Below are 18340 nucleotides of genomic sequence, written 5' to 3'. Positions count from 1 at the left end.
GGTTGATTTATGGAACAGAAAAAAATTTTATGGATAGTACTTTTTATTTCGTTGTTTGCTCTGATTATCTTCGGTGTCGGCTTATACCTGTATGCCCCATTCCGTAATAAAAGCACCATGACTGCGGCACAAATATCCGATTTAGGCAGAATAGAAGCAGACAAAACGGATACAAGCGTAGATCCTCTTCAATGGACTCGAAATCCCGAATCAATTCCTCCGCTTGAGCCGGATTCTACGACACTTGTAAATATTGCCAACAATATAACCGTTGTAAACGGTGAAGGCCAAACCGGAACAACAGAAACCTCTATCAATGTAAGCGATTTAACTAATACTCAAAAGGACGAAAAAACTGCAAGTTTACCGGAAAATCTTGCTGCAAATTTAAACACAAACCAAGAAGGCGAGAAAAAAACTTCCGATACCGAAACACAAACTACTCCTGCAAAGGAAGCTAATCAAAATACAGGCGTTGCTTCGGTAAAAGGAGTAAGCTCAAATACGGTTCAAAAACCTAAAACAGAAAAGAAGACTCCGCAAAAAACGGAAAAGCCTGCTGTCAAAACAAGTCCTGCTCAAAAAACGGTTTCCACACTGTACTGGGTTCAAACAGCTTCTTTGACAAGCCGCTTAAATGCAGAGGCGGCAAGAGATACCCTCACCTCAAAACATATGAAGGCGGAAATCTTTACCAAAGAAACAGCGGCGGGGCTTACCCACCGAGTCAGAGTCGGCCCGTTTAAAAACAAGACCGAGGCAGAATATTGGCTTAAAAAAATAAAAGAAATTAAGGGCTTTGAAGGAAGTTATGTAACCCAAGACCGAAAAAAAAGCTGATTATGTCTACAAAGGTCTGTCTTGTTTTAACGGAAAAAACAATAGAAAAAAATCTTTCCGCACTGGAAAAGTATAAGAAGTTTATTGATATTGCAGAGCTTCGCGTAGATTATCTCAATCAAAGCGAAATACTCTATTTAAGAACTTTCCCTGAGCGGGCCGGAATCCCTTGTATCTTAACCGTCAGGAGAAAGTCTGACGGCGGAAACTTTACGGGAGGAGAAGGTGCAAGGATGACAATCTTTGCCCGAGGCCTTGCCTTTGCAAGCTCCGACCCGATAAAAAATTTTGCTTATATAGATTTGGAAAGCGACTTTGATTCATCGGGAATCGAAGAAGCGGCAAGAGCCTTTGATATTAAAATAATAAGAAGCCTCCACAGTAAGGTTCCTGTAAAAAATATTGTAAAGACTATTGAAGGCCTAAGCCGTTTTGAAACCGACATTCCCAAGTTGGCTTTTACGGCAAATTGCTTAAACGATGTTTCCGAGCTTTTTAAGGCCTCAAAACTGATAAAAAATCAAGAATACATTGTGTCGGTTATGGGACAGTATGGTTTAAGCTCCCGTATTCTATCAAAGCAATTAAATTCCCAAATTGTCTATACCTTTACTCCCGAATACATAAAGAAAAATAAACTTGAACAAGAACTTATAGATCCCGAAACTTTAGAAGACTTATACAACTTTTCAAAAATAAATAATAAGACAAGGCTTTACGGAGTTATAGGCAAGGATGTAAACACAAGTTTGAGCCCCAAAATTCACAATGAAGGTTTTAAAATAAAAGACCTTAATTCCGTTTATATCCCCATATCGGCGGTATCATCAAAGGAAGCCTTGGACTTTGCCAATATTCTTAATATAAAAGGCCTTTCTGTTACGGCTCCTTTAAAAAGTGAAATTATACCTCAAATAAATTCCATATCCGAAGCCTCTAAATTTATCGGAGCCGTAAATACTCTGATAAACGAAAACAAAAAATGGTTCGGCTATAATACGGATGTTGACGGCTTTGAACAGGCTTTAATAGAATTCTTAAACGAAGAAGACTTACGTAAATATAAGGTTGCCATTATAGGCGCCGGAGGAGCCGCCAGAGCCGTTGCAGAAGTAATAAGCTCTCTCCATGGAAAAGCCTGTATCTTTAACCGTACGGCTGAAAAAGCTAAAAACATAGCAGAAAAATATAAATTTAAATGGGCTCTTCTGGATCCTATAAATATAAAACAGCTTCATACTTTTTCGGAACTGATAATTCAGACCACAAATGCAGGTATGGAGCCCGACATAGATATGGACCCTCTTAATTTTTATACCTTTACAGGAAAAGAGAAAGTATTTGACTTAATCTACAGGCCTGAAACCACTAAGATGTTAAAGCGGGCAAGGACAGCCGGCTGTCAGGTTTGTAACGGCTATAAAATGCTGGAATATCAAGCCTATCATCAATTTAAAGCCTTTGCAGGAAAGGAGTATTTATAATGGATACGACACAATTAAAAGAAAGGGTTGCCTATCATGCAATAGACACTCTTTTTTCGGAAGGAAAAATTTTTGACGGAATGAAAATAGGACTCGGCACCGGCTCTACAGCTATGCCGGCTGTACACCGTCTAGCACAATTATTATCGTCAGACAAGTTAAAAAAGATATACGCCGTACCTACAAGTTTTCAAACCTCAATCGAATGTGAAAAACTAGGTATCCCTATTTATTCTTTAAGCTCCCGGCAAATAGGAGGAAGCTTAGACCTTGCTATAGATGGAGCAGACGAAATCGACCCCGATAAAAACCTAATCAAGGGAGGCGGAGCCGCCCTCCTCAGAGAAAAAATAACAGCATATAACTCAAAAGAATTTGTCGTCATTGCAGATGAAAGAAAAAAAGTTAAATCTATGGGAAAAGGCTTTGCCCTTCCTATTGAAATTATACCTGAAGCACGTTTAAGCATTACACAAATTCTTGAAGCCCAAGGCATCGAAGTAGTTCTGCGTGAAGGTGTAAAAAAAATGGGGCCTGTTGTTACCGACAACGGCAACTTTATAATTGATGTAAGATGGCCTGATAATTCTGTTGTCAACCCCAAAGCCTTGGAAGAAAGTTTAAACAATATTACAGGTGTAGTAGAAAACGGTTTTTTTACTAAAAACACTCCAAGAGTATTTATCGTACACCAAGACGGAAATATAGAAGATCTATAAAAAGGAACGCAAAGAATAATTGATTAAAAAACATCCTAAAAAATTCTTTGCGTTCTTTGTGGTTTTTGCGGTTTATTTTATGTTAAAAACCGTCGTAGTTTACTTTATCATCTTCCGAATTTTCTTTGTTGCCGCTTTCAGTTTTATTTGAAGGCTCAAACCGATCAAAGTCTTTTTGCATATCTTCTACAATTTTAAGAAGATTCTCTTGTTTTAAAAGCTCAATAAAATCTTCACATTGAGCAGGAGAAAATGCCAATCTTAAAGCCGGACAGCTTGCATCATCTTTTTCCCCTATAGCCTTTGTAGTAGCATTACCTAATATAAAATAAGGTTTATTTTCAGATAATAATTGATATTCAGCTCTTAATGTCGGTTCTGCCTCATGTGCGCCACCGCCGAAAAGTCCCCAAGTCATAAAGACCTTTGTCTTACCGAAAAAAGCTTTTCTTTTTGCATTAGCAGCACTTAAATTTCTATCGTTATAAGAAGACAGATAGGTTTCCATTGCCTTAATCAATATTTCCCTATCAGCTTTATCCAAAAATATTTCAACCTTATCAATCATAAATTTATGCTCAATAGATACAATATTTGTGCGTGGATAAAAAGTAAATTTAAATTCTGTAGGTTTTATCTCATCTTTTGTTCTTTTAACGGAACCTCCGATAAGGGTTCCTAAATCTACAGGAGAAAAGTCGCCTAAAAAATTAGGATCATTTTTGGGCACTGTTTTACATGAACCCAAAACAATCAAAAACATAAATGTACTTAAAATACTTAAAACTTTTCTATTCATTCTATGTCTCCTTAATTTATTTATATAGAATACTCAAGCTTAAACAATATGAATTCTATCTTAGTTACAAAACCTATTGTTTTACTTCAAACATCTGAACCTGTTTGTTTAATACGGTGAGAACAAGGACCGTACCTTGAGGAAGACCATAAGGAATACTGCATTTTCCGCCTTGATGGTTAAAACTTACAAGTTCCGTTCTTTTTCCGTCCGGATATACGGCATCAACCGTAACTTTTACCGGATAAGGATATTTGGGTAGAATAGGCGAATAAACACCGTAAATCATTTTTTCGGTAGAGTCGGGAAATTGCATACCTAACTCTATTTGAGAGTAAGCATCTACAGAGGAATCTGCCGCCTGACTTTGACTGACAACTACCGGGGCTTCAAGAGAAGAATTGACTTCGGCTTTTATTACAAACGAAATTTTACTTTGAGCTATTGCAGAATAAATATCGTCAAGTTTAAATCCTTCCATGTTAGGAACGGAAACTTTTTCGTTTTCAGGTCCCTTGCTCACTATGAATTCTATTAAAATTTCTTCCGAAATCTTAGTATCGGGAGAAGGATTTTGCTCCAAAATCGTACCGGCAGGAATTGAACTTGCTTTATACATAATCGGTTCTTTTATGGAAATCAGCTGTTTACGCCCTGAAGTAAAAAGAGAAGCAAAATGCTGTTGAACCTCCGATAAGGTTTTTCCAACATAATTTTCTACCCTGTCAAGAACAGCTCCGCTGCTTACAGTAATATTTATTCTTTTTCCGGCTTTAACGATAGTTCCTGCAGGAGGACTTTGCTCTAAAACCTTTCCTGCGTCTTCGGGATTATCCGAAAATCTTAATTGAAGACGGGGATATAGTTCTTTAACCTGTAGTTTAAGAACCGCATCTTCAAATTTTTCGCCTTCAATATTAGGAACCAAAACTTGATCGGCAGTTTTTACCGACATAAAAAACACGATTGTAGAAATAAGAATAAAAAATACAAGCATTACCAAAGAGGTAACAACTATCACTTTTCCGTTACTTTCTATGTTGTCTGAAATATCACCAAGTCCCATTGATTACACCATCCATATTTAAAAATTTATGTTTCAAAACTGCCTTCCAAAAAATCAGGAGAGCCGTTTAAAAAATCTTTCCATTCAAGCTTCTTTTTTGCCTGCTTTTGTAATACCGAAACCGCAAGTACTCCATTTCCCGTTTGAATTAAAATACCGTATTTTTTATCGGTACCCAGTATTGTACCAAATTTTTTATCTTTTGTCATTTCATTTGAAGCATCTTCATATAAATTAGCTTCAATTATGCTTATTTTTTCGCCCTTTTTAAAGGTAAAGCAGCCCGGCCAGGGGGTAAATGCCCTTATTTTTCTTTCAATTTCTTCAGCCGGTTTTGACCAATCTATGAGGCCATCCTCTTTTTTTAGCATCGAGCAATAAAGAGCTTTTGCTTCTTCCTGAGGTCTTGCCTGCTTTAATTTATTTTCAAAATCAGAAAGAACCTCACGCAAAAGCGGGCAGCACTTATCGGCACAATCGGCCAAAAGGCTTTCAGTAGTTTCGAAATTATTTAAGGGAATTTCAAGCTGTCCCAAAATACTCCCGCAATCCGTTTTTTCAGCAAGGGTCTGAATCGTAATTCCCGTAAGCTTATCTCCTGCCAATATGGCCGCAGGAACCGGAGCACAGCCCCTCCACCTTGGTAAAAGAGAGGGATGAATATTTATTCCGCCCAGAGGGAAAAGAGCCATCGTCTTAGGTCCGAAAATTTTACCGTAGGCAAAACAAACCAAAAGATCAGGGTTTAAAGCCTCAAGTTCTTTTCTAAAATTATCATCAAGTTTTTGAGGCGTCAAAACAGGAAAATCTTCCGGCAGAACTCCTTCTTTTATAAGCTCCTTTACTGCAAGAGCTGCATCAGAATCCTGCATCTTTTTGTTCCGCCCCGCCGGAGCCGGAGGATTGGTCAAGACTCCGCAAAGGTCAAATTCGCGAGCTATTAGGTTTAAGGCCGGTACGGCACAGGAAGGGGTTCCCGCAAAAAGGATTCTCATCTCAGGCGGATCCTCTTTTTTGAAAAAAGAGCCTTTTTATGTTCAAACTTTTCGATAGCCTCGGCCTTTTTTTCTTCACTTAAACGGTCTATAAAAAGCACACCGTTTAAGTGGTCATTTTCATGCTGAATGACTCTGGCAAGAAGTCCGGATGCCTCTATGGTTTTTATTTTGCCGTCAATGTTTAAAAACTGCACTTTTACGGCTGAAGGCCTCATAACTTCATCATAGACCTTAGGTATGCTCAAACAGCCCTCTTCCATCAAGCACATTTCCTGAGAGGTTTCGATAATTTCAGGGTTTATAAAAACATATTTTTGTTCGTTTATAAATACTATAAAAAGCCTTATGTTTTCTCCTACTTGCGGAGCCGCCAAGCCTATACCGTTTTCTTTTTTTACGGTAACAAACATTTCGTCGATTAAGCTTTTAATATTTTCATCTATTTTTTCAACAGGTTTGGATACTTTCCTCAAAGTTTCTTCGCCTAAATATAATACTTTCATATGACACAATTATACAAAATAAGGGCTGTACCGTCAACTATGGAGCCTGCTTATTTCTCAGTGCATACATCAGCTTTTGCCCCTTATAAAGGGCTTCGGAAATAAAAATCGGAAAAAGTTTAAAAATTTTTAAAAGACTTTTTTTTCTTCCCCTTGCCTTCCAAGAGTAATCCAGCTTTGTCCAAATAGAAAACAAGATAGGAATAAAAAACAAAAAAAGGGAAAACAAAACGGCAACTTTAAAGGGTAAGATTTTTTCCAGAGCCTCTTTTAATTGGAGAGAGCTTGTGGTATTAAAAAAAAGGGAGCTTATCTGCATAAGGCATACAAGTTTTAAAATAAGAAAGACCAAATCTTTTATACCGCTTTCCGTTTTTATAAGAACCGAAAAAACATGGAGGCTTACAAGAAGCAGGCAATAAGGCAGAATCGGTTTTAAATCCTGTAATTGCTCTAAAAACGAAAAACCTATAAAACGGGCAAAAAAAACAAAAAATACCGAATAAAAGAAAACATAATTAGGAAAGAAAAAAATCAGGGCTGTAAACCCGAAAAGAAAGAACAATTTTAAAAGGGGGGACATCCTATGTAAAAAGCTCGTTCCTCTACGGTAAGAAAATAAGGGCCTTATATCCAAATTAAATCCTCCATCTTTGTGTATGAAGTAAGCGGATGCCTTATGCTCCATTCTTTTAGGTTTTGTCTTAAGCCCTCTTCAGCAGTCCCGTCAAAAACTTTTTTCCCCCTATGGAGAACTAAAAACCTATCGGCAAGGGCATAGCATTTTTCAAGCTCATGGCTTAAAATAAGAAGGGTATAGTTTTCGGCCTTTAATTCTTTAATAAGGGAATTAACCTGCACTACCCCCTCATAATCCAAATTTGTATATGGCTCATCAAAGATGATTACCGGAAACTTCATCGCCAAAATTCCTGCAACGCAAAGCCGCCTCTTTTCTCCTCCCGATAAGGAACGGGAAGAATAATACCGCTTATCCTTTAAGCCTGTTTTTTCCAAGGCTTCATCCAATCTTTTTTTTCTTTTTTCCGGCGGAAGTTTTATATTTTTTAGCCCAAACAAAATATCTTCTTCAAGGGTTTCGCCCAATATCTGCAAGCCGGAATCCTGAAAAACTATGCCGCATCTTTCTTTTACATCTACAAGCCCCGATGAGGGCCTTATAAGCCCTGCAATAATCGACATAAGAAGGGTCTTTCCCGAACCGTTTGCACCCGAAATAAGAATGCTCTCTCCCTTAGAAACAGTCAAAGAAATTTCGTCCAAGGCCTTAAAATTAACCGTTCCGTCAAAAGAGCTTTGAACAAAGGTCTTACTTATATTTTTTAAACTTATAATTTCTTCTTTCATAGTTTAAGAAGAAGCCTCTAAAAAATATTTTGCCGTAACGGGACGCAGCTTATAAATTAAAGCGGAAACCAATATCATCTTGATAAAATCCCCCGGCAAATAAGGAATACAGGCAAGGCTCAAGGATTCAAAAAGCCCCCTGTTTGTAAGCTGCATAAATCTTGCTATTCCAAAAACATAAATAAGAGCAAAGCCCGAAAAAGAGGCTGCAATTATTTTTAAATAGTTTATTAACTTAATGCTCTTATTTTTACCTGAAGAAACTAAGGTAAGGTCCTTTGCTCCGGGCTTTCTAAAAAAAATAATCAAAAAAGCTGCTGCCGCAAGATAGCCGATTAAAAAGCCTCCCGTCGGCCCCAAAAGATGGGCAAGCCCCCCTCTTCCGCCCGAAAAAACGGGAAGGCCGAGCAAACCGGCAATCAAAAAAAGAGCTGTTGAAACCGTCCCGTAAAGCCCCCCTAAAAGCCCCGATGCCAAAATAGGCATCATATTTTGAAGCACTATGGGAACGGGAGTTCCGGGAAGAGGGAATGCTATAAACCCGCTTACTGCAATAAGGGCTGCAAAAAGCGGAACAAAAATCGGCATAATCGATAGTTTAAAATTTGAGCTCATATTCTTCTCCAAATCAAATTGATAACCATAATAATAAACCAGGTTAACAATTTAAGAAGCCTATGTCAAGCCCTGACAACAAAATTTATTTCCTATGCGCTATATTGACATCTTCTATTTTTTAGAGTAAAGTGAACTTATGTTAAAAAAAGCTATTTTCGGCAGACAATTTATTTTTTTTCATCCTCCATTTTCATATAATGGGAATGGGAAAAAAATGTTAGTCATAGCTTACCCCCCCCATTTTCTCTATTAACTAAAATATCTCTAACAGGTGTTTTTTTTAAAAATTATTTTTCTCATATAGACATTTTCTCAAATTTAAACCGCATAGTAAATTTATTCCGGCTCTGCGGTTTTTTGTATAAATTAAATATTTATAAGGAGGTTTAATGTGGAATTAAACAAAGCTGACAGCGGAAAGTCCTTAGAAGGCTTTTCGAGGGACTTATTTGAAGAATTACAAAAACATCCTTTCGGCAGTATGCCCAAAAGGGACTTGGATTGTTTGCTCTTTTTTCTTTTTGAAAAACACGGCCTTTTAAAAGGAAAAACTAACAGAGAAAAGGCTCAAAATCTTCAGATAAACGAAACAAGGTTAAAATCCTACATTCTTGATGCAAATGCAAAGTACGGTACGGATAAAAAGACGGAAAATCTTGCTAAATTATTAAAGAAGATGGGAGACGATACTAAAGTTGCAATCGACGGCGATTATTTGGTATTCCTCGAAGAAGATCCTGTTGTAAAGGCGGACTTTGTTCAAAGTTTAAAAGATGAGGGCTTTTACACCGATTCAAGTTTTAATAATGAGCTTATAAAGGTAAAACTTTCAAGCTTTTTGTGTTTTGCCAAAAATAAGAATCTTTTAAACAATAAAAAACTTCTTGATATCGTAAAAAGCGATGAAAAAAGCACAAAACTGATCAAGAAATTTATTGATGAAGATACAAACCTAAAAGAAATGGCTTTAGGTATATTAAAAATCATACAAGCACAAAACGGCTTTGGCATAAGTACATTCATAAGTCTTTTTGAATACGGAAAAGATATATTCACAGCTAAAATAAGTGGTGAAAAGTAAAAATGAAAAATGTACATTAATCCTAAAGCAGGTTCTTAGGGCGGCAGCCCTAAGCAGACGGAAAAGAAGGGAGGGGTTATAGGGGAGGGAAGAAAACCTGTTCTGTCGGGTTGTCTTCCCTCCCCTAAAAATGGGGATTTTTAAGGGGGCTACCCCTTAAATCAAATAAAAATAAATTAAAGGAGTTTTTATGAAAACATCAAAATCGATAAAAAGAATTTTAATGGGAGCAGCACTCTTTATGCTATTTACAGGCCTTTTTACAGGCTGCCCTCAAAAGATTAAGGACAAAAAAATTTCGGTAGATGGTATAAGTCTTGATAAAAATGAGCTTGACCTTGGGATAGGAGAAAGCTCTAAGTTAAGTGCAGCAATCAGCCCTGCAAACGCAAGCAACAAAAAAATAACTTGGACTTCGGATAAGCCTGAAATTGCAGAAGTAGACCAAAACGGTAATGTAACAGGCAAAGCCGATGGTAATGCTGTAATTACTGCAACCACAGAAGATGGAGGCAAAACCGCAACTTGCACTGTAAAGGTAAAGTTTATACACATAGATACTATAAGTCTTGATAAAAATGAGCTCGACCTTGGGATAGGAGAAAGCTCTAAGTTAAGTATAACAATCACCCCTGCAAACGCAAGCAACAAAAAAATAACTTGGACTTCGGATAAGCCTGAAATTGCAGAAGTAGACCAAAACGGCAATGTAACATGTAAAGCCGTGGGTAATGCCGTAATTACCGTAACTACAGAAGACGGTAATAAAACCGCAAACTGCAATGTAACGGTAAAGTTCATACACATAGAGAGCATAAGTCTTGATAAAAATGAGCTTGAACTTGGGATAGGAGAAAGCTATGCGTTAAGTGCAGCAATCAGCCCTGCAAACGCAAGCAACAAAAAAATAACTTGGACTTCGGACAACTCCGGAATTGCAGAAGTAGACCAAAACGGCAATGTAACAGGCAAAGCCGATGGTAATGCCGTAATTACCGTAACTACAGAAGACGGTAACAAAACTGCAACTTGTACTGTAAAGGTAGAAAAAGGAGCGATCCTTATTCTAAGCCCCGATAAAAAAGATATTAAAATTATAGCTATAACTTCAAGCGGTAATATAACTGTTATAGGCTGTACCCAAACGGAACTTACCGGTAACAGCATGACGGCAACCACCTTAAATGCGACAAGCGATAGGGTTATCTTAAAAGGAGATATTATACATCTATCCTGCTACAACAATAAACTTACAAATCTCTATGTACAGGGTTTAAATGACTTGAAAGAGCTGTACTGTTACGAAAATCAGCTTACAAGCCTCAATGTTCAGGGTTTGAACAACTTGGAAGAGTTGTCCTGCTCCGAAAATCAGCTTACAAGCCTTAATTTGCATGGATTGAACAACTTGAAGAAACTGAATTGCTCCGGAAATCAGCTTACGAGCCTTAATGTTCAGGGTTTGAACAATTTAGAATCGCTGAATTGCGACAGAAATCAGCTTACAAGCCTTAATGTTCAGGGTTTGAATAACTTAAAATCTCTGAATTGCTCCGGAAATCAGCTTACAAGCCTTGATGTGCAGGGTTTGAACAACTTAGAATTGCTGTACTGTTACGAAAATCAGCTTACAAGCCTTGATGTTCAGGGTTTGAATAACTTAAAATCGCTGTGTTGCTTCGGAAATCAGCTTACAAATCTTGATGTTCAGGGTTTGAATAACTTAAAAAATCTGGAATGTTACGGAAATCAGCTTACAAGCCTTGATGTAGATGGTTTGAATAACTTAAAATCTCTGAATTGCTACGTAAATCAGCTTACAAGCCTCAATGTTCAGGGTTTGAACAACTTAGAATCTCTGAATTGCTTCGGAAATCAGCTTACAAGCCTTAATGTTCAGAGTTTGAACAACTTAAAATCGCTGTACTGCTCCGGAAATCAGCTTACAAGCCTTGATGTTCAGGGTTTAAATAACTTAGAATCGCTGAATTGCGACAGAAATCAGCTTACAAAAGAGGTTTTTAGAAAACTCTTTGATGATTTACCTGCCCGTACCGCTGAACATAAGGGAATATGCTTTCTTTATGCCGAAATAACCGGTATTACCGAAGGCAACTATACGGGCTTTACCATGGAGGAGCTTAAAGCAATAAAAGATAAAAACTGGAATACATATAAAGTCAATTCAAGCGGTGATTGGGAAGAAATATAAATAATTTGTAATTAAACGGGCAATGTATAACTTTAGTTCTTACACATTGCCCGTTTTTTTTAACATTGGTCTCTACCTATTCAAAAATCTTACAAAATAAGCTATAATGAATTAAATTCAGGAAGTATGATAAACAGTTCGGCAGAAATTCAGCCTCACTGTTTATCAATTTCAGGAGGTAGAAGATGTCAGATATCCGAAGATTGCCTATAGGCCTTCAAAGTTTTGAGGTTATGCGTAATGAAGGCTTTGTTTATGTAGATAAAACCGAATATGTAGTAAAGCTTGCAGCTGAAAGCCGTGTGTTTTTTTTAAGCCGACCTCGCCGTTTCGGAAAAAGCCTTTTTCTTTCTACCTTAAAGGCTTATTTTTTAGGTAAAAAAGAGCTTTTTAAAGGGCTTTATATCGAAGATGCCGAGCAAAAACAGGCAGAACTTGAAGGCCGTGAAGCTTGGATTAAATATCCTGTTCTATATTTGGATTTTAATGGGGGGATTTATGATACAAGTGAGGGTCTTTTAAACCGTTTTTTTTCATTTTTTAACGAATATGAAGAAATCTACAAAAGCACCGGTCTTGATATCCCTGACCGCTTTAAAAACTTAATAAAAAAAATGTACGAAACAACAGGCAAGCAGGTTGTTATCCTTGTCGACGAATATGATAAACCCCTTCTTGAAACTATGATTATAAATGAGCCTCTAAATGAAGAATACCGCCGTATCTTAAAGGGCTTTTACGGAGTTATCAAAGCTTGTGATGAGTATATCCGCTTTGCCTTTTTAACGGGTGTTACTAAATTCAGCAAGGTCAGCATCTTCAGCGATTTAAACAATTTGAGGGATATAAGTATGCTGCCCGAATACGATGCGGTCTGCGGTATTACGCAAAAAGAAATGGAAGAAGTTTTTAAGCCTGAAATCATTGAACTTGGAAAGGCTCAAAATTTGACCGAAGCTGAAACCCTCGCAAAACTAAAACAAAAATATGACGGCTATCATTTTTCCGAAAGCTCTATAAATGTTTATAATCCGTTCAGTCTTTTAAATGTCTTTGCAGGAAAGGTATTCCGCAGTTTTTGGTTTTCGACAGGAACACCTACCTTTTTGGTCAGAACTTTACAACATCAAAAAGAAATATACATCCGCGATATTTTAGAAAATGCCGAAATGAGTGAAAACGCCTTACAGGATTACCGCCCGGATATGAATAACCCTATACCGATTTTATTCCAGTCGGGTTATCTTACATTAAAAGATTATGACGAAAGACTTGGCTTGTACAAACTGGGTTTTCCGAATGATGAGGTAAAGTACGGCTTTTTAGATAATCTTATTCCCTCTTACACTTCAATCGCAAAGGATGCAAGCGGTTTATTTATAGGGAATTTTGTCAGAGCCATCGAGAAGGGCGATACCGAATCTTTTATGAAAAGAATGTACACGGCCTGTGCCGGGCTTCCTTACAGTTTGGCTTCAAAGGAAAATGTTCAGATGAGGGAAAGAGATTATCAGATAGCCTTTTATATAATCTTTAGCTTGATGGGGCAGTTTGTTCAAACTGAAGTAGTAAGCTCAAAAGGCAGGGCAGATTGCGTGGTTCACACTGATGATACGGTCTACATCTTTGAGTTTAAGCTGATGGGTTCCGGCACGCCTAAAGAAGCTATTCAACAGATAAAAGAAAAAGGCTATGCCGAACCCTACAAGACGAGCGGAAAAAAGATAGTCCTAATAGGTGCGGTTTTTGCCGACGGTATTGATGAGGATACCGCCGATACATGGGAGTCTTGTGAGTTACCCTAAATCCCCATACTTGAAGCCTCATACAAAATAAGCTATAATGCTCAATATATGAAATATAAAAATCTACCGGTATACGAACAAAAAGACAGAATATTGGAAATGCTTGAGCACAATCAGGTAATCGTTGTAGAAAGCCCTACGGGTTCAGGCAAGACTACCCAGCTGCCGGTTATTTTACATGAAGCAGGCTACAGCCGTTCCGGCATGATAGGCGTTACCCAGCCGAGGCGTATTGCAGCCCTTTCGGTGAGCGAATTTATTTCAAAACAGCTTAAAGAGCCGATGCCCGGTCTTGTCGGATATAAGATGCGCTTTGAAGATAAGACTTCAAACGATACGAAAATAAAAATAATGACCGACGGCATTCTTTTACAAGAACTGAAACTTGATCCTTGGCTCAGTAAGTACTCCGTAATCTTGGTCGATGAGGCTCATGAGCGTAGCTTAAACATAGACTTTATCTTGGGACTTTTAAAACGGATAATAACGGAACGCAAGGATTTTAAGGTTATAATTTCGTCGGCCACAATAAATACCGATCTATTTTCGATGTACTTTGACGGATGCCCCGTAATCAAAATAGATGCCATCACCTACCCCGTTACCCTGATCTTTGACCCGCCTGCGGTTAAGGCTTCTACCGATACCCAAGAAGCGGAAACGGCCTTGATGGACAAGATAGCCTCGATTGTAGGCCGCATTTTAAGTGAAGGACGGAGCGGTGCCATTTTGGTTTTTCTTCCCGGGGAAAGAGCTATCAAGGATTGCATTGAAAGGCTTTCAAAAGAACCGTGGTACAGAAAACTTTTTATCCTCCCCCTCTACGGCCGTTTAAGCAAGGAAGAACAAGAAAGAGTTTTTAAATCCCCGCCCTTCGGGAAAAAAAAGATTGTTATATCGACAAACATAGCGGAAACCTCCATAACTATAAACGACATTGCTGCCGTTATAGACTCGGGGCTTGCAAAACTTAACTTTTATAATCCCTTTACATTTACTTCAAGTTTGGATGAAACCCTCATATCTAAGGCCTCATGTAATCAAAGACGAGGCAGAGCCGGAAGAACTCAGGAAGGCGTATGCTACCGTCTTTACACACGCAAGGACTTTGAAACAAGGCAGCTTTATACCCTCGAAGAAATCTACCGTACAGACCTATCCGAGGTTGTTATGCGTATGGCGGAACTGGGAATTCTCGACTTTGAAAATTTCGATTTTATTTCGCCTCCGGGAAAAAAGGGCATAATAGGAGCCATAGACACCTTAAACATGCTCGATGCCCTAGAAAGCGACCGCTCTTTAAGCAGCATAGGAAAAATGATGTGTCTTTTCCCTTTGGCTCCAAGGCAATCACGAATCATAGTTGAAGCAATTACAAGATACCCCGACCTTGTAGAAGAGGTTTTAATCGCTGCGGCCTTTTTATCGGCACGGAGCCCCGTCATCTTCCCTGAAGGCGAAGAAATTGAAGCCCGCAAGGCTCACGCCCTTTTTGATGAACCCCTCGGAGACTTTGCCTCGTTTTTAAAGGTTTTTAGAATGTACTCTCAAGCCCTCGATAAAGAAAGGTTTTGTAAAATTCACTATCTCGATGACAGAGTAATGGCCGAAATAGCCAACATAAAAGAACAGCTTGAACTCATAGTTTCGGATATGGGCGTTCCGATTCTTTCGGGCGGAAAAATGGAACACTACCTTACGGCTATAGCCAAGGGAATGATTCAGTTTGTATGCTCGGCTCAGGGAAGGGACTCTTACCGCTCTCTCACAACAGAAAAGATTTTTATTCACCCCGGCTCCTGCATGTACAAGGAAAAAGAACAGTTTATAGTTGCAGGCGAAATAGTTAGAACTTCGCGCATGTATGCCATGTCGGTTTCTCCTCTTTCAAAAAAGATAATTGAAGAGGTTGCCCCTGCCCTTTTAGAAAGAAAGGATAACAGGTCAAAGAAAGAAAAAGACGAACACAGGGCAGAACAAAAAGAAGAAAAGAAAAAGCCGGAAGAAGAAAGCGTTCTTATCGAAGGAACTCGCTATCTTATCAAAAAAATAAAGGGCAAAAAGCATCTCATTCTTCCATGGAAAGAATTTAAACTTACGGCCGAGTCTCTCCGCAAAAAATACAGTGAAGAAAATCAAAACGGAGCCTTGGAGCAATTAAAGGGCTTAAGGGGAAAAATAGAAATCAATAAAAGCGAGCTCCTCTCAGGCGAAAAGATGGATTTAATTTTAAATGTGGTAAATAATTTTAATATCGAACAGATAGAAAAAACCGAAGATGAAAAGCACTTTGACAAAAATAAAAATTATTTTATTGAAGAAGATTTGGAAGCCCTTGTAAATTCCTTGAACCTCTTATTTCGAACTACAATAGCAAAAAAAACTACAAAGCAGCTGGGCTTTATAACCCTCTTTTGTGACGGAACAGGACATTTTTGGTTTAAAACTTCAAGAGGTTTTCATACGGCCTTACACGAAAGCCTTATATCCCTTCAAAGCCTGATTGACCTTGCAGGAGAAAATTTTAACGAAGACCAAAAAATAATAGTCCGCAATATCTACGGAAAAATGAATAAGATGATTTAATGAAACCCTCTAAAAACTGAAGTTTTTTGAGGCCTGATTGGAGGTTTTATGTGGTGGTTAGTTGCTGTTTTGAGCGGTATTTTTGTGTTTTTATTTTTAAAAAAATCGTGGAAAGAAAATTCGGAAGGGGTTAAATTAAACGATGGAACAGCTGCAGAAGATGAAGCCTTAGATGATGTAGTTGAAATGGAAGATGCTTTTTTTGAAGCTGTCCAATCGGGAAAAAAGGCCGTCAAATTTATGCACTTGTTCTATCAAGAAGACTTGATGATGATAAAATCATTATTTCAAAGCGAACATATTCCATACCGTGTTGAAAATGAACATGTAGCTTCGGTTCTTGTAGGATACGGAGTTACAGGCTTTAACCATACCGACTTTTATATTCTTCGTGAAGATTATGATGATGCGTTTAAAATCGTAAAAGAATATGCAGAAAACAAGCGTTTATCCGGAAAAGTTTCAGGAATGGCGGATAAGATGGGGGCTGTAATTACCGTTTTATTTGCATCAAGTTTTATACCGGAAAAACATGAAAGCTCAGGGATAGTGATTTTTAAACTTGAAGAAGATTAATCCTTCAAACTCAAAAACGATTAATTGAGCTCTTTTACTTTTTTTAAGAGAGATGCTGCCTGATAGTTTTTAGGATTTAATTCCAATGCATAGCCTAAGACACTTATAGCCCTATCATAAGCCTTTCTTTCATAAAAGATTGAGGCAATCTCATAGTGCAGCATACTTTGTCTTTTTTTATCCTGTGTCATTGATGCGGCAAGGCTGTAGGCATTTACAGCATCTTCGGTTTTACCGGACATATAATACATATAGGCGGAATTTACCGTAGAAGCATAAGCATAGGCAGGAACTTGTGCAGAAGCCGCAAAAGAAGATACGGCATTTTCAAAGTCTCCGCTCAAAGCCGAATTTATCCCTGCGTAAAAAGAATCTTCATATCGTTTTCCTATTTCACCGACGCTAAGACAAGCATTAAAATCTCCTGATTGAGCGAAGTACCATTTTGCATATTCTCTGATAATGGACTCCTTGCCGTATTTTTCAAGAATCTTCCACATATCTGCCTTGCCCCTTGCTTTGGAAGCATAGGTTTTATCCATTATTTGATTGTATCTAAATTCTTCTAAAATAAACCTTTGGTCAAAATCCGGAGTCTTCATAGCCCTTGCTAAAAGGTCTTCAGGCTTATATGTCATCTTGGGAGAGGTAAAATAAGTTTCTTCCATCTTCATTGAATAAAAGCCCTTAGATTCAAGATAGGCTGCGAGCTCGTCTTGCGAATTTAATTCGCGTAAGGCAATATCTTCCCTAGCGTAACGGGCTATAACGGGATAAAAGCCGGGATATAAATCGATACATTCTATTAAAAGATCTACACGCTCTTTTTCGTCGGGAGCCGTAAGAGCCAAATCATAAAATACTATAGGAGAAGATTCGGGACTTCTATCGGCCGCAGCCTGCCAAAAGGCCCTAGCCCTTTCCGTATCTCCTTGCCCGAAAGCTGCATCGGCAGCAAGCATAAGATGAAGCCGTGCATTTTCAGCCGTTTTACCTTCGCCTCCGTCTTTATCCGCATAAACAAGAGAAAAATATAAATCGCCGAAAATAGAATCGAAAACGCCTAAGTCGTAAACAATACAGCTCCAAAAAAAAGGATGCTCAGGAGCAACATCATTCGGAATATTATAGCGTAAATGAGAAGCCTCCCTTAAACGGCCCTTAGCTGCCAAAACAATAGCGGCATTCTTTAAAAAAACTTGATTTTCAGTTTTATCGTAAGCAGCTTTTAAAAGACCAAAATCCGAATTAAAGGAATTAAAGGCAATATCGGACAAAATTGAGGCTTCGGCACCCAATGAAGCATAAGGTGTATCTTTTAAGTTTTCACAATAAGGCAGGGCTTCAGCCGGCTTTCCTGAATCAATAAGAATCGAAGTTAATAAGGCAGAAAGCTCCGGTGAATCAGGATACTTCTTTATGCCCGTTTGAAGAGAAATCAAGGCATCGGGAATAGAATTAAGTTTTAGTTGCCGTTTTACAATACTTACATAATTTGTAGAATTAACGGCCTTTTTTTGAAGGCGTTTTAAACTCTTCAAAGCCTTAGTCTGACGGCCTTCCGCTATTTGCACATCAACATTGGAAAGCCCATCTAAAAAAGCTTGTTCATTAGTTTTGCCCGAACAAGAAAAAAATAAAAAAACTATAAAAAGAATTAAAAATATCTTTTGCCGCTGCATTTT

16 protein-coding genes are annotated in these 18340 nt (G+C 38.1%); 8 read left to right on the top strand and 8 right to left on the bottom strand.

Annotated features, from left to right (window positions below):
• Nucleotides 1-9: 9 nt before the first annotated feature.
• The 3 genes from HO345_RS05285 to rpiA are packed head-to-tail and all read left to right on the top strand — an operon-like array spanning nucleotide 10 to nucleotide 3043.
• A complete protein-coding gene (locus tag HO345_RS05285; protein WP_253684372.1) occupies nucleotides 10-840 on the top strand; it encodes an SPOR domain-containing protein in 831 nt (276 codons plus the stop codon).
• Between the two features lie 2 nt (nucleotides 841-842).
• A complete protein-coding gene (locus HO345_RS05280; RefSeq protein WP_253684371.1) occupies nucleotides 843-2324 on the top strand; it encodes a type I 3-dehydroquinate dehydratase in 1482 nt (493 codons plus the stop codon).
• Complete coding sequence (rpiA, locus tag HO345_RS05275) at nucleotides 2324-3043, top strand: ribose-5-phosphate isomerase RpiA (RefSeq protein WP_253684370.1); 720 nt, start codon at nucleotides 2324-2326, stop codon at nucleotides 3041-3043. The genes HO345_RS05280 and rpiA overlap by 1 nt, the downstream gene beginning before the upstream one ends.
• An 82-nt stretch (nucleotides 3044-3125) precedes the next feature.
• On the opposite strand, the gene HO345_RS05270 is transcribed toward rpiA, so the two are convergent.
• The 7 genes from HO345_RS05270 to HO345_RS05240 all read right to left on the bottom strand — a co-directional run bounded on the left by HO345_RS05270 (nucleotide 3126) and on the right by HO345_RS05240 (nucleotide 8392).
• Nucleotides 3126-3842, bottom strand: coding sequence for a hypothetical protein (locus HO345_RS05270; RefSeq protein WP_253684369.1), 717 nt, complete (start codon nucleotides 3840-3842; stop codon nucleotides 3126-3128).
• A 73-nt stretch (nucleotides 3843-3915) separates the two neighbouring features.
• Nucleotides 3916-4908, bottom strand: a complete 993-nt coding sequence (locus tag HO345_RS05265; protein WP_253684368.1) for a PASTA domain-containing protein — start codon at nucleotides 4906-4908, stop codon at nucleotides 3916-3918.
• A 26-nt stretch (nucleotides 4909-4934) separates the two neighbouring features.
• A complete protein-coding gene (gene fmt / locus HO345_RS05260; RefSeq protein WP_253684367.1) occupies nucleotides 4935-5903 on the bottom strand; it encodes a methionyl-tRNA formyltransferase in 969 nt (322 codons plus the stop codon).
• Nucleotides 5900-6409: a peptide deformylase gene (gene def / locus HO345_RS05255; RefSeq protein ID WP_253684366.1), complete on the bottom strand. Its 510-nt coding sequence runs from the start codon at nucleotides 6407-6409 to the stop codon at nucleotides 5900-5902. Before def ends, fmt begins: the two co-directional genes overlap by 4 nt.
• A gap of 37 nt (nucleotides 6410-6446) precedes the next feature.
• Nucleotides 6447-7046: a CbiQ family ECF transporter T component gene (locus HO345_RS05250; RefSeq protein WP_253684365.1), complete on the bottom strand. Its 600-nt coding sequence runs from the start codon at nucleotides 7044-7046 to the stop codon at nucleotides 6447-6449.
• Complete coding sequence (locus HO345_RS05245; RefSeq protein WP_253684364.1) at nucleotides 7037-7777, bottom strand: energy-coupling factor ABC transporter ATP-binding protein; 741 nt, start codon at nucleotides 7775-7777, stop codon at nucleotides 7037-7039. The genes HO345_RS05250 and HO345_RS05245 overlap by 10 nt, the downstream gene beginning before the upstream one ends.
• 3 nt (nucleotides 7778-7780) lie before the next feature.
• Nucleotides 7781-8392, bottom strand: a complete 612-nt coding sequence (locus tag HO345_RS05240; protein WP_253684363.1) for a biotin transporter BioY — start codon at nucleotides 8390-8392, stop codon at nucleotides 7781-7783.
• Between the two features lie 394 nt (nucleotides 8393-8786).
• Between HO345_RS05240 and HO345_RS05235 the strand changes: the two genes are divergently transcribed.
• The 5 genes from HO345_RS05235 (at nucleotide 8787) to HO345_RS05215 (ending at nucleotide 16655) form a co-directional block, all read left to right on the top strand.
• Nucleotides 8787-9476, top strand: coding sequence for a hypothetical protein (locus HO345_RS05235; RefSeq protein ID WP_253684362.1), 690 nt, complete (start codon nucleotides 8787-8789; stop codon nucleotides 9474-9476).
• Nucleotides 9477-9666: 190 nt separating this feature from the next.
• Nucleotides 9667-11688, top strand: coding sequence for an Ig-like domain-containing protein (locus HO345_RS05230; protein WP_253684361.1), 2022 nt, complete (start codon nucleotides 9667-9669; stop codon nucleotides 11686-11688).
• A gap of 185 nt (nucleotides 11689-11873) precedes the next feature.
• Nucleotides 11874-13493: an ATP-binding protein gene (locus tag HO345_RS05225; protein ID WP_253684360.1), complete on the top strand. Its 1620-nt coding sequence runs from the start codon at nucleotides 11874-11876 to the stop codon at nucleotides 13491-13493.
• A 48-nt stretch (nucleotides 13494-13541) separates the two neighbouring features.
• Entirely contained in the window at nucleotides 13542-16079 is a 2538-nt protein-coding gene (locus tag HO345_RS05220; protein WP_253684359.1) for a helicase-related protein, read from the top strand.
• A gap of 48 nt (nucleotides 16080-16127) precedes the next feature.
• Entirely contained in the window at nucleotides 16128-16655 is a 528-nt protein-coding gene (locus HO345_RS05215) for a putative signal transducing protein (protein WP_253684358.1), read from the top strand.
• Between the two features lie 20 nt (nucleotides 16656-16675).
• Here HO345_RS05215 and HO345_RS05210 read toward each other — a convergent pair whose 3' ends face one another.
• Nucleotides 16676-18337 (bottom strand): tetratricopeptide repeat protein, encoded by a 1662-nt coding sequence (locus HO345_RS05210; RefSeq protein ID WP_253684357.1) that lies wholly within the window; start codon nucleotides 18335-18337, stop codon nucleotides 16676-16678.
• Nucleotides 18338-18340: the final 3 nt, after the last annotated feature.

The organism is Treponema denticola, from assembly GCF_024181645.1.
In the GTDB taxonomy this organism is placed as follows: Bacteria; Spirochaetota; Spirochaetia; order Treponematales; family Treponemataceae; genus Treponema_B; species Treponema_B denticola_A.
This window is presented reverse-complemented; position numbering and strand designations above follow the sequence as displayed.